Annotated in this window: 13 protein-coding genes and 1 tRNA gene; 8 read left to right on the forward strand and 6 right to left on the reverse strand. The window is 66.0% G+C overall.

Going from position 1 to position 13,476, the window contains the following annotated elements; genetic code table 11:
• The first annotated feature begins 4 nt into the window (after positions 1 to 4).
• From AC0B44_RS14080 to AC0B44_RS14100, 5 genes are all read left to right on the forward strand, one after another.
• Positions 5 to 634: an acetoacetate decarboxylase family protein gene (locus AC0B44_RS14080; RefSeq protein ID WP_471903466.1), complete on the forward strand. Its 630-nt coding sequence runs from the start codon at positions 5 to 7 to the stop codon at positions 632 to 634.
• Positions 635 to 687: 53 nt separating this feature from the next.
• The gene (locus AC0B44_RS14085; protein ID WP_471903467.1) at positions 688 to 1,125 is read left to right on the forward strand and encodes a Fur family transcriptional regulator; all 438 of its coding nucleotides are present in this window, start codon (positions 688 to 690) and stop codon (positions 1,123 to 1,125) included.
• A gap of 106 nt (positions 1,126 to 1,231) precedes the next feature.
• Positions 1,232 to 2,689: a catalase gene (locus AC0B44_RS14090; protein ID WP_471903468.1), complete on the forward strand. Its 1,458-nt coding sequence runs from the start codon at positions 1,232 to 1,234 to the stop codon at positions 2,687 to 2,689.
• Positions 2,690 to 2,831: 142 nt separating this feature from the next.
• Positions 2,832 to 3,647, forward strand: coding sequence for a metal-dependent hydrolase (locus AC0B44_RS14095; RefSeq protein ID WP_471903469.1), 816 nt, complete (start codon positions 2,832 to 2,834; stop codon positions 3,645 to 3,647).
• Between the two features lie 236 nt (positions 3,648 to 3,883).
• Entirely contained in the window at positions 3,884 to 5,557 is a 1,674-nt protein-coding gene (locus AC0B44_RS14100; RefSeq protein ID WP_471903512.1) for a cholesterol oxidase substrate-binding domain-containing protein, read from the forward strand.
• Positions 5,558 to 5,582: 25 nt separating this feature from the next.
• Here the strand turns inward: AC0B44_RS14100 and AC0B44_RS14105 are convergent, their stop codons facing one another.
• From AC0B44_RS14105 to AC0B44_RS14115, 3 genes are all read right to left on the reverse strand, one after another.
• Complete coding sequence (locus tag AC0B44_RS14105; RefSeq protein WP_471903470.1) at positions 5,583 to 6,221, reverse strand: YdcF family protein; 639 nt, start codon at positions 6,219 to 6,221, stop codon at positions 5,583 to 5,585.
• A gap of 143 nt (positions 6,222 to 6,364) precedes the next feature.
• Positions 6,365 to 6,438: transfer RNA gene (locus tag AC0B44_RS14110), tRNA-Pro, on the reverse strand.
• Positions 6,439 to 6,492: 54 nt separating this feature from the next.
• Positions 6,493 to 7,446 (reverse strand): metallophosphoesterase, encoded by a 954-nt coding sequence (locus tag AC0B44_RS14115; protein ID WP_471903471.1) that lies wholly within the window; start codon positions 7,444 to 7,446, stop codon positions 6,493 to 6,495.
• A gap of 66 nt (positions 7,447 to 7,512) precedes the next feature.
• On the opposite strand from AC0B44_RS14115, the gene AC0B44_RS14120 reads away from it, so the two are divergent.
• A complete protein-coding gene (locus tag AC0B44_RS14120; RefSeq protein ID WP_471903472.1) occupies positions 7,513 to 7,989 on the forward strand; it encodes a GatB/YqeY domain-containing protein in 477 nt (158 codons plus the stop codon).
• Between the two features lie 71 nt (positions 7,990 to 8,060).
• On the opposite strand, the gene AC0B44_RS14125 is transcribed toward AC0B44_RS14120, so the two are convergent.
• On the reverse strand, positions 8,061 to 10,484 hold the full coding sequence (locus AC0B44_RS14125; protein WP_471903513.1) for a transglycosylase domain-containing protein: 2,424 nt from the start codon (positions 10,482 to 10,484) through the stop codon (positions 8,061 to 8,063).
• A 280-nt stretch (positions 10,485 to 10,764) separates the two neighbouring features.
• Between AC0B44_RS14125 and AC0B44_RS14130 the strand changes: the two genes are divergently transcribed.
• Entirely contained in the window at positions 10,765 to 11,088 is a 324-nt protein-coding gene (locus AC0B44_RS14130) for a WhiB family transcriptional regulator (protein ID WP_471903473.1), read from the forward strand.
• A 23-nt stretch (positions 11,089 to 11,111) separates the two neighbouring features.
• Here the strand turns inward: AC0B44_RS14130 and bagB are convergent, their stop codons facing one another.
• Together bagB and bagA are read right to left on the reverse strand one after the other, a co-directional pair.
• Positions 11,112 to 12,248 carry an ATPase BagB gene (gene bagB, locus AC0B44_RS14135; protein ID WP_471903474.1) on the reverse strand — a complete coding sequence of 379 codons (1,137 nt, stop codon included), beginning with the start codon at positions 12,246 to 12,248 and terminating at the stop codon, positions 11,112 to 11,114.
• Positions 12,245 to 13,258, reverse strand: a complete 1,014-nt coding sequence (gene bagA, locus AC0B44_RS14140) for an ATPase BagA (protein WP_471903475.1) — start codon at positions 13,256 to 13,258, stop codon at positions 12,245 to 12,247. Before bagA ends, bagB begins: the two co-directional genes overlap by 4 nt.
• Positions 13,259 to 13,311: 53 nt before the next feature.
• Here bagA and AC0B44_RS14145 point away from each other — a divergent pair, with 53 nt between their 5' ends.
• Positions 13,312 to 13,476 (forward strand): DUF4177 domain-containing protein, encoded by a 165-nt coding sequence (locus AC0B44_RS14145; protein WP_169623058.1) that lies wholly within the window; start codon positions 13,312 to 13,314, stop codon positions 13,474 to 13,476.

Consider the following 13,476-nt stretch of genomic DNA (forward strand, 5'->3'; position numbering starts at 1 on the left):
GCCCATGTTGTGGAGAGTGCCTGAAAGCGCCGACGAACGTACCGACTGGCCGGTGTCGCCCCCGCCGCCGTGGCCGGCGCAGGTGCGCGCCACGCTGTGGTGGCACCGCAGCACTCCGGCCGCGGCCGAATACGGACCGGACGGGCCGACCCTTCCGATCACGCTCGCGATGATGGTCGAGTACCTCGACTCCCCGGTGGGGCCGTATCGCGAGATCCTCGCGAGCCCGGTGCTGCGACGTGGGCTGATCCCCGCGATGGCGGTGCCGTTCATCGCGGTGGACTCGGAACCCTCGGTGCACGGGGGTCGCGAGCACTGGTTCCTGCCCAAGGTCCTGGCCACGTTCTCCGGGGACGTCACCGGCGATTTCTCGGCCACCGGTGGGGGATGGAAGGTTGCCACCTCGGCCCGCCCACGTGGCCCGGAATTGCCGATCATGGGTGGCCTTCCCTTCGCTCAGCCCGGTGACGACGGCACGCTCTCCCGTGCGACGGCCCGGCTGCGCGGCAAGTTCCGATATGCCCGCGTCGGAGTCGAGGCCGAAGGTCCGACGTTGAGCCGCTGGCTCCGCCCGGGTACGCACCACGGAATCGTCATCACCTCCGGACGGATGACCACGGGACCTGCGAAGTAAGCCGGTATGCCCCTTTTCTTGACTAATTCCAAAAAAGGGGCATACTAGGTCTCATGCAACGAACGGACGGGCACCACTTCGATCCCGCGGAACAACTGCGTTCCGTGGGCCTGCGAGTGACGGCTCCCCGAGTTGCCGTGCTGGGAACGGTTGCCGAGCATCCCCATTCGGATGCCGATCACATCGCGGCCCAGGTGCGCGACACGCTCGGATCCGTCTCGACCCAGGCTGTGTACGACGTACTCAAGGCATGCGTGGGCGCCGGATTGCTCCGGCGGATCGAACCTGCCGGATCTGCGGCACGATACGAGACACGCATCGGGGACAATCACCACCACCTCGTCTGCAGAAACTGTGGATCCGTGGTCGATATCGACTGCGTCGTCGGCGCGGCGCCGTGCCTGGCCCCGTCCGACGACCACGGTTTCGTCATCGACGAAGCAGAGGTCACTTTCTGGGGACTGTGCCCGGACTGCCGCCGGCTCACCTGAGTTCCCCCCACCCGTAAACCGTTTGCACTAGCACGGACTCGCTCACGCGACCCGTGCCGATCACGCATACCCGAGATCCGGGGATGCTACTTCGGAGGTCATCGAAATGTCGAACACCCGGTTCACCACCAACGACGTCGGTATTCCCGTCGCGAGCGACAACGAATCGCTCACCGCGGGACCTCAAGGGCCGATTCTCCTGCACGATCACTACCTGATCGAAAAGCTCGCGCACTTCAACCGTGAGCGGGTGCCGGAGCGCGTCGTGCACGCCAAGGGCGGCGGAGCATTCGGCGAACTGGTGGTCACGGAAGACGTTTCCGCGTACACCAAGGCCGCACTCTTCCAGCCGGGTGCGAAAACCGAGTCGCTCGTGCGCTTTTCAACGGTTGCGGGCGAGCAGGGCAGCCCCGACACCTGGCGGGATCCGCGCGGTTTCGCCGTGAAGTTCTACACCGAAGACGGCAACTACGACATCGTCGGTAACAACACCCCGGTCTTCTTCATCAAGGATCCGATCAAGTTCCCGGACTTCATCCACTCCCAGAAGCGGTTGCGGGGCTCGGGCCTTCGCGACCACACGATGCAGTGGGACTTCTGGACGCTGCGACCGGAGTCGGCACATCAGGTGACCTGGCTCATGGGCGACCGCGGCATCCCGCGCTCGTGGCGGAACATGGACGGTTTCGGTTCGCACACGTACCAGTGGATCAACGCCGCCGGTGAGCGTTTCTGGGTGAAGTACCACTTCAAGACCGACCAGGGCATCGAGTTCCTGACGCAGGCCGAAGCGGACACCCTCGCCGGAACCGATCCGGACTACCACCGCGCCGACCTGTACAACGCGATCGAGCGGGGCGAGTTCCCCAGTTGGACGCTGCACGTGCAGATCATGCCGGTCGCCGAGGCGGAGACCTATCGGTTCAATCCGTTCGACGTCACCAAGGTGTGGTCGCAGAAGGATTACCCGCTCGTCAAGGTCGGTACCTGGACCCTGAATCGCAACCCGCGCAACTTCTTTGCCGAGATCGAGCAGGCGGCGTTCGCGCCGTCGAACGTCGTTCCCGGAATCGGGTTGTCGCCCGACAAGATGCTGCTCGGCCGCGTGTTCTCCTACGCCGACGCCCATCGCTACCGCATCGGTGCCAACCACGCGCAGTTGCCGGTGAACGCACCGAAGAACACGGTCGACTCCTACTCCCAGGACGGCAACATGGCGTACCGGTTCAACGACCCGAGCACGCCGGTCTATGCGCCGAACAGTTTCGGTGGTCCGCATGCCGATCCCGAACGTGCCGGAGACGACGGACTGTGGACGTTCGGAACCGAAGCGGTGCGTGCCGGATACATTGAACACCCGGAAGACGGGGACTTCGTGCAGGCCGGCATCCTCGTCCGTGAGGTTCTCGACGACGCGGCGCGCGAGCGACTCGCGAGCAACATCATCGGCCACGTGCTGGGCGGGACCTCGGAGGCACTCTACGAGCGCATCTTCGAATACTGGCGCAACGTCGACGCCGAACTCGGCAAGAAGGTCGAGGAAGGTGTGCTCGCGGGAGCGTAAGCACTCGTCGTCTGCCCTTCGACGCATTCGAACATCCGTGTGACGGGTGGGTCTGATGTGATTGCTAGGTTGATAGCTCGGCCCCGGTGGCTCGTCCACCGGGGCCGAACTGGATTCCGTGCGTCGAAAGGTGTTGTCCGAGATGGTGATGGGCCCTACCCATGCAGTGTCAGGGGCGCTCGTCGGCCTCATCGTCGCCGACGTACTACCGCGGGAGTGGGGCGGGCCGACCTCGACGGCCGAGGCCTTCGCGTTCGCGGCCGTCTGCTCGGGCGCAGCACTACTGCCCGACCTAGACACGGCGCAATCCACCGTGTCGCGTTCGTTCGGCCCGATCAGTCAGGTCGCGGCGCGCGGGATCGACAAGGTGTCGCTGGGGTACTACTCGATCACCAAGGGCCGACGTGACGGAAAGCGCCGCGGTGGCCATCGCACGATGACCCACACCGCGTTGTTCGCCGCTCTGCTCGGAGCAGGGGTGTCCTTGCTGGTCGCGCGGTTCGACCGGGCGGCCGTCATCGCGGTCCTGTTCGTGACCCTGGGCCTGGCACTGCGGGGATTGTTCGGTAGCTGGGCGAAGAAGAACGGGTGGTTCACCGTCACGGCCGTCGCCGCGGTGCTGTCGATTCTCACGTGGCGGTGGTTCCCGGGGGAGGTGGGGTCGACGGGGCTCGGTGTCGCGGTTGCGCTCGGGTGCGTCACGCACTGCATCGGTGACGCCATCACGAAGGAAGGGATCCCGTTCTTCGCGCCGTTCGTTCCATGGCGCGGTTCCCGCTGGTGGGAGATCAAACTCCCGAAGATGATTGCGATCAGGGCCGGAGGGCCGTTCGAACTTGTGGTCCTCGGGCCGGCGCTCACCCTCGCGACGGTGGCGTTCGCCGTCTGGTCCATCGACGGCGCTCCCGAGTACATCATCGAGACTCTGGAGGCATCCGGTCTCGCCTTCCTGACATAGAAAACGCCGCCGCGTGCTCCGAGGTGAGCGCGTCGGTGCGGTTCGAGCACAGCCGGTTCCGCCGGTCGGTGTCGATGGTTCGGGCTATGGCGTAAAAAGAGAACTTGTTCTATTTTTAGGGCCTGGTCCCGGCTCGTCCCGACAGAACGGAGCTCGCCACCGTGAGCATTCGCGCCTCTGGTCCCATCCTCAGTCGCCGTGGTCTTCTCGGTGCCGCGGCCGGCGCCGCGCTCGTGATGGGGACGGGCTGGAACCTCGCCGGGGCCGTACCGCTCGGAGATCCCGCCGCGACCATTGCGGCGCCTCCGGAATTCCCGGCCGACATCCCGCTCGCCCAGCAGCAGTTCGTCAACTGGGCGAAGACGATCCGATTCGACGCCGTGTGGACCGCCACCGCACGCGACGCTCAGGACGTCGTGCGTCTGGCCAACTGGGCGCGACTCCACGGTTACCGCATCCGGCCCCGCGGCTCGATGCACAGCTGGAGCCCCCTCACCCTCGAAGCCGGACAGAACGTCGAGAAGGTCGTCCTGGTGGACACCATGTCGCAACTGAATTCTGTATCGGTCGATCCCACCGGCTATCCGGCGACGGTCACCGCCGACGCCGGCGCGAGCATCGAAGCCATCCTGAGCGCCCTCCAGCAGGAGGGGCTCGGCTGGGCGAATTCCCCGGCCATCGGGGACATCTCGATCGCCGGTGCGCTGTCGATCGGAGCGCACGGCTCGACGTACCCCGCCGCCGGTGAGACGGTCGTTCCCGGTCAGTCGTTCGGGTCGCTGTCGAACCTCGTGCTCGCCCTCACCGCTGTCGTATGGAACGACGCCGCGGGGTCCTACGAACTGCGCGAGTTCCGTCGCTCCGACGCCGAGATCACGCCTCTGCTCGCGCACCTCGGACGGAGCTTCGTCACCTCGGTCACGTTGCAGGCCGGCGCGAACTACCGGGTGCGCTGCCAGAGTTCCACCGACGTGCCGTGGCGCGAACTCTTCGCCCCGCCGGGTGCCCCGGGCCGCACGTTCGAGCGCTACGTCGAGCAACACGGACGCGTCGAAGCCATCTGGTTTCCTTTCACGGAGACCCCGTGGCTCAAGGTCTGGTCGGTCAGTCCGGAGAAGCCGGCAGAGTCTCGTGAGGTGTTCGGGCCCTACCCCTACGTGTTCTCCGACAGCATCCCCGAACCGGTGACCGATGCGCTCGCTGCAGTGGCGAGCGGCAACCAGGCCGTCACACCCGCGTTCGGCGCCTCGCAGTTCGGCGCGGTCGCAGCAGGGCTCGTGGCCACCGACACCGACGATCTGTGGGGATGGTCGAAGGACCTGATGTTCTACCTTCGGGCAACGACCTTGCGTGTCGTCGCCGGTGGAGGCGTGGTGGTGACCCGGCGCGAGAACATCGCCCAGGTCATCCACGACTTCACGACGTGGCTGCACGAGCGGATGACCTACTACGCGTCGCTGGGGCAGTATCCGGTCAACATGCCGTTCGAGGTCCGGCTGTGCCGTATCGACGATCAATCCGAGGTGCTCACCGAATCGGCCGGGGCGCCCAACCTCTCACCCGTACGCCCTCGGCCCGACCGCCCGGACTGGGACACCGCGATCTGGATGAACGTCGTGTCCATTCCGGGCACCGCGGGGCTGTCGTCGTTCTTCCGCGAGATGGAACAGTGGATGGCCGACCGCTATTCGGGTGACTACGCGACCTTCCGATCCGAATGGTCGAAGGGGTGGGCGTTCGACGACGAGGGCGGATACCGCGACGCCAAATTCCTCGGCGGCACCATTCCCGCGATGTACCGCGACGGATTGTCGTCCGACGAGGGTTGGGACGCGGCGCTGTCGGCGTTCGATCGCCACGATCCCCACCGCGTGTTCAGCAACGACTTCCTCGATCGTCTGCTGCCCTGACGCTAGCGTCCTTCCGTGCGCGCGTTCAGCACCAGGTGTGCGAGAACGCGCGCGCGTAACCGGCGGTCTGGTACGCGTAGGTCCACGCCCAGTACGAGAGGGAGATGTTCTCGGGGCTGGCGGCCATGATGAGTTCGCCGTCGAAGCAGCGGTCGAGAATGAAGCGCGCCCGCGAGATGTGCGGTACGGACGTGACCACGATGACCCGCTTCCAGTCGTAGAGATCTGCGAGCCGGCGTAGTTCCTGCGCCTCTCCGCGTGTGGTCGACGGGTCGGGTTCGAAGCACGTGACGGGGAAGTCGTAACGCTGGGAATCGCACAGGTCGGACATCCAGATGTCGCGCGAGCCCCGGGGGTTCGACATGACGACACGGGGTGCGAAGTCGAGCAGCGCGAGTTCGAGAGCATAGGGATAGCGCTCGTACGCGCCGCCGCCGAGGACGAAGATGACGTCGGCGCGTCGCTCCGGGTGCAGATCCATGATCTCGACCTGCGGGGCCACGTAGACGGGCACCCCCGCGCCGATCAGGGCGACGAACACGAGCGCGAGAATCGCGAGCCGGCGTCGGCGGGTTCCGGGTTTTTGAGTGCCGGGCGTCGCGGGTTCGGTGTCCTGCGGGGTGCTTGCCGACTTCCCGCGCACCGAGATGTGTCTCCGCCCCATGATCGGAGGATACCGGGATCAGGTTCGAAAAAGGGAAGCAAACAATCCCGGAGTACGAATTCGAGCTGCGGCGACACCGAGTGAAAACGAAGCAGGGCGCTTTCTCCGTGAGGAGAAAGCGCCCTGATGAGTCCTTCTACGAGTCGGGGTGGCGGGATTCGAACCCACGACCTCTTCGTCCCGAACGAAGCGCGCTACCAAGCTGCGCCACACCCCGTGATGAACCTCGGTTAGCTTACAGCACGACTCGGTGGAAGGTTAAATCCGCTGGTCAGCGGGGAGATCGGGCGCTTTCAGCAGTGGCGTCGAACGTCCGTCGTGTCGTCTCCCGAGGCGCCGGTACGAGCGTCAGCAACGTCGCTTCCGGACGGCAGAAGAACCGCGCGGGAACGAACGGCGATGTGCCGAGTCCGGCGGATACGTGGAGCTGCATGTGCGAACCCCACCGCGACGGGCCCTTCACCCGCGACCGGTCGATGCCGCAGTTGGTGACCAGTGCGCCGACGAACGGCAGGCACAGCTGTCCGCCGTGGGTATGGCCGGCGAGCACCAGATCGTAGTTGTCGGCGGCGAAGCGATCGAGGACGCGCGGTTCGGGGGAGTGCGTCAACCCGAGACGCAGATCGGCGGTCGGATCAGCCGGGCCGGCGATCGTCTCGTACCGGTCGCGTTCGAGATGCGGATCGTCGACACCGGCCACGGCGATACGGACGCCGCCCACCTCGATGTCGCGCCGCACATGCGTCATGTCGTGCCAGCCGCGTTCGGTGAAGGCGGCCCGCAGATCGCCCCAGGGCAGCGGCGGTCCGTACACGCGGTCGTGATCCTTGTCGAAGTACGCGAACGGGTTCTTCGGAACGGGGCCGAAGTAGTCGTTGCTCCCGAACACGAACAGACCGGGCCGGGCGAGGAGGCCACCGAGCGCCTGCACGACGGCCGGAACCGACCTGGGGTGCGCGAGGTTGTCGCCGGTGTCGACTACGAGGTCGGGATCGAGCGAATCGAGTTCGCGCAGCCAGTTCTGCTTGAGCCGTTGGTTGGGCATCATGTGCAGGTCGCTGATCTGGAGAACCCGGAGCGTGGACGCGCCGGGCGCGAGCACCGGGACCGTCACTTCCCGCAACGTGAAGGCGTTGCGTTCGATCAGAGTTGCGTAGCCGAGGCCGAGAGCCGAAGCTCCGGCGGCACCGACCGCGATGCGGCGAAGAGCAGAAACGTCAGGCACACATCCAGCCTACCGCCGCCGCTCGTCCGTGCACGGTGTTCGTGGTCTCCGCGTAGCGTTTCCTCCATGACCGACACCACTCCCTCGCTCAAATCCACGCTGCGCGCAGACCTCACCGCGGCGATGAAGGACAAGGACAAGCTGCGCACGGCGACAATCCGGATGATGTTGTCCGCAATCCAGACCGAAGAGGTGGCGGGTAAGCAAGCCCGCGAACTCTCCGACGACGACATCCTCAAGGTGCTGGCGCGCGAGTCGAAGAAGCGCGGCGAAGCGGCCGAGGTCTACACGGAGAACGGTCGCGGTGAACTCGCCGCGAAGGAGCACGCCGAGGGACGGATCATCGACGAGTACCTCCCGACCCCGCTGACCGATGCCGAACTCGTCGACGTCGTCGACACCGCTATCGGCCAGGTTGCGGAGGAGATCGGTGAGCGACCCGGCCCGAAGAACATGGGCCAGGTCATGAAGGTTGCGACGGCGATAGCCGCGGGCAAAGCAGACGGCAAGCGGATCTCGTCGGCGGTCCGCTCCCGGCTCTAGGTTTTCGCGGGACCGTAAACGACTCAGGGCGCGACCTCCAGGAGGTCGCGCCCTGACTCATCTGTTCGGGGTCAGTTGTCGGGTCTGCTCGGGGTGGTGGTCACCGACGAGTCCTCGTCCGGGTTCGACGACTCGGACTGTTCCGGTTCCCGGCCCGGAATGGGAGCCGGGGTGGAGCGACTCGTCGTGTCGGGGACCTCGCGTCCGTCCGGTCGGGCGGGCGTTGCACTGCTCGACGGCGGGACACGCACCGACCCGTCGCTGACGAAGAGTGTCACCGTGCTGCCCGGGACGGCAGAGCCCGACGGCGAAATGTTCGTCACCGTGCCCGCGCGTTGTTCGGCCTTCACCGTGGCTTCGGACACCGAGAATCCCGCATCCTGAAGCTGCTGGATCGCGCGTTCACGAGGAAGCCCTGCAACATCGGGAACCTGGGCGTTGCCGGCGCCGCGGACGTACCGCGGATCTGCCGGGGGCAGTTCGACGGAACCGAAGCGGGTGGCCACCGGCAGCATCGCGGAGAACCATGTCCGCGCCGGTTCGGTACCGCCGTACAGGTCGCCGTCCCAACACGGCCGGATCGGATTCGAGCAGATCTCGCCCGGCGTGGGGGAGTCGCCGTAGGTGTAGACGACGCCGGCATACCGGTTGGTGAAACCGAGGAAGGCCGACGACATGTGCGACTCGGTGGTACCGGTCTTGGCCGCGACGGGGAGGTTCCAGCCCACGGAGCCCGCGGCACCCGATGCGGTGCCGCCGCCCGCGGTGTCCTTGCTCAGTGCGTTGGCCAGCGTGTCGGCCAGCCCCGGCTCGACGACCTGCTCGCACGCCTCCTGCGTGATCGGCACGGGCTTACCCTCGCGGTCGAAGACTCCTTCGATCGGCGACGGCGGACACCATTTGCCGTGCGACGCGAGCGTGGCGGCGACGTTCGACAACTCGAGCGGATTCACCCAGGTCGGGCCGAGCGTGTACGAGCCGAGGTGCTGAGCCTTCTGCAGTTCCGCCATCGACTGTTCGTTGAACCCGGACGTGCGCGGCTCGAGGTACGACCGCAGACCCAGTCGCACGGACATGTCGACGACCGAATCGACGCCGGTGGCCTCGATCAGCTTCACGAACGCGGTGTTCGGTGACTGCGCGAGCGCATCGCTCACCGACAGGCTCTGAGGGTAGGGCGCCACGTTCTCGACGCAGTAGTAGTCCGGGGGGCAACCGCGCGCGCCACCGTCACCGAGACCGCGCGCGTTGTAGCGGCTGGGGACGTCGAGCACAGCGGACGTGCCGAGTCCCCGCTCCATTGCTGCGGCGACGGTGAAGACCTTGAACACCGATCCGGCACCGTGGCCGGTCAGGGAGTACGGCTGCGGCTGGACGGTTTCCTTGTTGTCACCGTTGAGGCCGTAGGTGCGGCTCGAACCCATTGCCAGAACCTTGTGACTGTCCTGGCCGGGTTCGATCACATTCATCACGGAGGCCACGTCGTCGACGGTGGGGCTGGTGAACTTGTCGAGCGACGACTTGACCGACTCCTGCACCTCGGGATCGAGTGTCGTGCGGATGACGTAACCGCCCTTGTCGATCTGCTCGCGGGAGATGCCGGCCTTTTCGAGGTACTGCAGCGCGTATTCGCAGAAGAAGCCGCGGTCACCTGCGGAGATGCAGCCACGAGGCAGCGTGTTCGGTTCCGGGAGGACGCCCAGCGGGAGTTGTTTGGCCTCGCGGATCTCCGCGGCGCGTTCCGGGATGTTGTCGATCATGGTGTCCAGAACGATGTTGCGCCGTTCGAGCACGCCCTCGGCGTTGGTGTACGGGTTCAGCGCGGAACTGGACTGCACCATCCCGGCGAGCATCGCGGACTGCGGGATGTTCAGGTCCTTCGCATCGATGCCGAAGTACGTCTGCGCAGCGTCCTGGATGCCGAACGAACCGTTTCCGAACGGCACCAGGTTGAGGTACCGGGTGAGGATCTCGTCCTTGGTGAGCTTCTCGTCGAGGGTGAGCGCCATCCGGATCTCGCGGATCTTGCGGGCCGGGGTCGTTTCGATCGCGGCCCGTCGTTCGGCGTCGGTCTTGGCGACGACGTGCAGCATGTAGTTCTTCACGTACTGCTGGTCGATCGTCGACGCGCCCTGTTCGACCTGGCCGCTGGTGGTGTTGGTGAGGAACGCGCGCATCGTGCCCTGCCAGTCGACGCCGCGGTGCTCGGGGAACCGCTTGTCTTCGATGGAGACGATCGCGAGTTTCATCTCGTTGGAGATCTGGTCGCTGGGTACTTCGAATCTGCGTTGCTCGTACAGCCATGCGATCGGGTTGCCCGCGTTGTCGACCATCGTGGTCACGGCGGGGACGACACCCTCTACGAGTTCGGCGGAACTGTTGTCCACGGTGTCGGCGGCGCGGTTGGAGACATACCCGAATCCGCCAGCGGCGGGGAACAGCATCCCTGCCACGAGAACGCCGCCGAGGGCGGTACAACCGACAAGCTTCGCCACCGTGCTTCGGATCGACACGAAGTACACAGTACGTGCAGCGGTGCTCCGCGGTCGTATTGAGGGCGTCGGCATGCCGTGCGACGTGCAGCTATGCACGTTCGTACCAGAAAAGGTTTTTCTCGCCTTGCGCGCGGGCATCAGGGCACCTAGATTGAGACATCAGTGTGATGCAGGTAACACCTTGACAGGGGAGATTGCGTTATAGGGGACGCGCGACAGCGTGGCCCCTGCGCAAATCGAACACCGCGTAGCGGGGTTCGGAGAGTAGAGGGGCAACTGAATGCACATGACCACCCCGACGGCACGGTTGGACGTCGACCAAGCAGAAGCTCGCATCGCCTGGGTTTCCCGGGCACGATGCCGCGAGGTCGATCCCGATGAACTGTTCGTGCGAGGCGCCGCACAGCGCAAAGCCGCAGTCATCTGCCGACACTGCCCCGTAATGCTCCAGTGCGGCGCCGACGCCCTCGACAATCGAGTCGAGTTCGGTGTCTGGGGAGGCATGACCGAACGTCAGCGCCGCGCTCTTCTCAAGCAGCATCCCGAGGTCGAATCCTGGGCCGATTTCTTCGCCGCACGGCGCCACCACCAGAACGCGGTCTGACACCGCCCGCCCACCCGGCGAGGTCAGACCTCGCGGGTGAGCTGGTCGGCCACAGCCCTCAGCGCCTCGAGGTCGGACACCTCGAACGGCAACGAGGGCACGCCCACCACGGGCACACGAGGGTTCGCGGCGGTGAAACTACGGAGGAGACGTAGCTCCCGCTTTGCCGTCACGGCCCGGTGCGCGTGGATACGCAGGACGGCTTCGGCTGCCTCCGCGTCGTCGCCCCCCTTCTCGGCAAGAGCGTCGGCCGCGGTCAGTGCATGGTCGGCCGGCATCTTCGACAACGTCGGGTGCGTGCGGTTGAGCACCAGACCGGCGAGCGGCATCCGATCTTCTCCGAGCCGCTCGACGAAGTACGAGGCCTCCCGGAGTGCGTCCGGTTCCGCGGACGCGACCACCATGAAGTGGGTTCCGGGCTGCTGGAGCAGTTGATAGGTGCGGTTGGCGCGCTCGCGGAACCCACCGAACATGGAATCGAGCGACTGCACGAACGCGGACGCATCCGAGAGCATCTGGCTCCCGACAATGGTCGACACCGCTTTGAGGGCGATGCCCATCGCGCCGGTGACGAGACGTCCGATGCCCCGGCCCGGCGCGGTGAAGATGCGGATCATCCGGCCGTCGAGGAACGCGCCGAGGCGCTGCGGAGCGTCGAGGAAATCGAGGGCATTCCGGGACGGCGGCGTATCGACGACGATCAGATCCCATTGATCGCTCTGCGCGAGTTGCCCGAGCTTTTCCATCGCCATGTATTCCTGCGTGCCGGAAAACGACGAGGCGACGGTCTGATAGAAGGGATTGTCCAGAATCTGCTGCGCCTTGTCGGGCGTCGAATGCTCGAGCACCATGTCGTCGAACGTCCGACGCATGTTGAGCATCATCGCGTGCAGTTCGCCCGTGGATCCGGCCGGAAGCTCGACCTTCTGCGGTGAGTTGTCGAGACTCTGCACCCCGAGCGCCTGCGCGAGACGGCGTGCCGGGTCGATCGTGAGCACCACGACGCTGCGCCCCTTCTCGGCTGCTCGCAGCGCCAGTGCGGCCGCGGTGGTGGTCTTTCCCACGCCGCCCGAGCCGCAGCACACGATCACGCGCGACGACGGGTCGGTCAGGATTTCGCCGACGTCGAGCAGAGCGGCGGCGCGCGCCTTCCCGGTCATCGGACCCCCTGCTCGGTCAGCGCGTGGGCGAGTTCGTACAACCCGCCGACATCGATGCCGTCGGCCATGGAGGGCAAGGACATGCGTGCCACCTTCACGTCGTCGAGTTGAGCGGCGCTGACCTGCTGTGCCTGCAGGGTTGCGGCATGCTCGATGGCTTCGGTGAGCAGACCGGCGAAATCGGCGTCGGACAGCTTCACCCCGACCCTGCCGAGGGCGGCGCGGATCGCTTCCCCGGGTACCCGCCCGCCGGCGATCTCATCCACGAGGTTTTCGGGGAGATGCTCCGGTGCGGTGCGGTTGACGATCACGGTGCCCAGGCGCAGGTCCGCAGCCTGTAGTTCCTCGACCGCATCCGCGGTCTCCTGAACGGGCAGCGCTTCGAGCAGGGTCACCAGATGCACGACCGTCTCGTCCGAATGCAGCAGTCGGACCACGCCTTCGCTCTGGGACCGGATCGGACCGGACTTCGCGAGATCGGCCATGGCCTTGGTGACGTCCAGAAAACTCGAGATTCGTCCGGTCGGCGGCGCGTCGACCACGACAGCGTCGTAGACGCGGCGCCCCGACGAGTCGGTCCGGACCACGGTTTCCTTGATCTTGCCGGTGAGAATCACGTCACGTAGGCCCGGCGCGAGGGTGGTCGCGAACTCGACGGCACCGATCCGGCGCATCGCCCGGCCCGCGAAGCCGAGGTTGTAGAACATGTCGAGGTATTCGAGGAACGCTGCCTCGATGTCGATGGCCAGTGCGGACACGACACCGCCGCCCTCGGCGGAGGCGATCTTCGTCTCTACCGGGGGTAACGGCGCAACGTCGAACAGTTGCGCGATTCCCTGCCGGCCTTCCGTCTCGATCAGGAGGACCTTGCGGCCGCCCGCGGCGAGTGCGAGCGCCAGCGCTGCCGCGACCGTGGATTTGCCGGTTCCTCCCTTCCCGGACACGAAGTGCAGTCGCGCCTGTGCGGCGCCGGCCGGCCACTCGCCGGAATGAGATGTCGGTATTGCCACGACCCCGAGCCTATAAGTCGTGCGCCGGTTCGGGCGGCGGATAGGGTCATGACATGAGTGAAACGACTACGTGGGAGTACGCGACCGTGCCCCTGCTCACACACGCGACCAAGCAGATTCTCGATACCTGGGGTTCCGACGGCTGGGAACTCGTCACCGTCCTGCAGGGCCCCACCGGCGAACAGCACGTGGCCTACCTGAAGCGTCCGAAGGGCTGA

It is taken from the genome of Rhodococcus sp. NPDC019050 (assembly GCF_055664235.1).

Bases quoted from the DNA above. Each gene is read 5' to 3' on its own strand.
- AC0B44_RS14080 (WP_471903466.1), top strand. From the start codon at position 5: ATGTTGTGGAGAGTGCCTGAAAGCGCCGACGAACGTACCGACTGGCCG.
- AC0B44_RS14085 (WP_471903467.1), top strand. From the start codon at position 688: ATGCAACGAACGGACGGGCACCACTTCGATCCCGCGGAACAACTGCGT.
- AC0B44_RS14090 (WP_471903468.1), top strand. From the start codon at position 1,232: ATGTCGAACACCCGGTTCACCACCAACGACGTCGGTATTCCCGTCGCG.
- AC0B44_RS14095 (WP_471903469.1), top strand. From the start codon at position 2,832: ATGGTGATGGGCCCTACCCATGCAGTGTCAGGGGCGCTCGTCGGCCTC.
- AC0B44_RS14100 (WP_471903512.1), top strand. From the start codon at position 3,884: ATGGGGACGGGCTGGAACCTCGCCGGGGCCGTACCGCTCGGAGATCCC.
- AC0B44_RS14105 (WP_471903470.1), bottom strand. From the start codon at position 6,221: ATGGGGCGGAGACACATCTCGGTGCGCGGGAAGTCGGCAAGCACCCCG.
- AC0B44_RS14120 (WP_471903472.1), top strand. From the start codon at position 7,513: ATGACCGACACCACTCCCTCGCTCAAATCCACGCTGCGCGCAGACCTC.
- AC0B44_RS14130 (WP_471903473.1), top strand. From the start codon at position 10,765: ATGCACATGACCACCCCGACGGCACGGTTGGACGTCGACCAAGCAGAA.
- bagB (WP_471903474.1), bottom strand. From the start codon at position 12,248: ATGACCGGGAAGGCGCGCGCCGCCGCTCTGCTCGACGTCGGCGAAATC.
- AC0B44_RS14145 (WP_169623058.1), top strand. From the start codon at position 13,312: ATGAGTGAAACGACTACGTGGGAGTACGCGACCGTGCCCCTGCTCACA.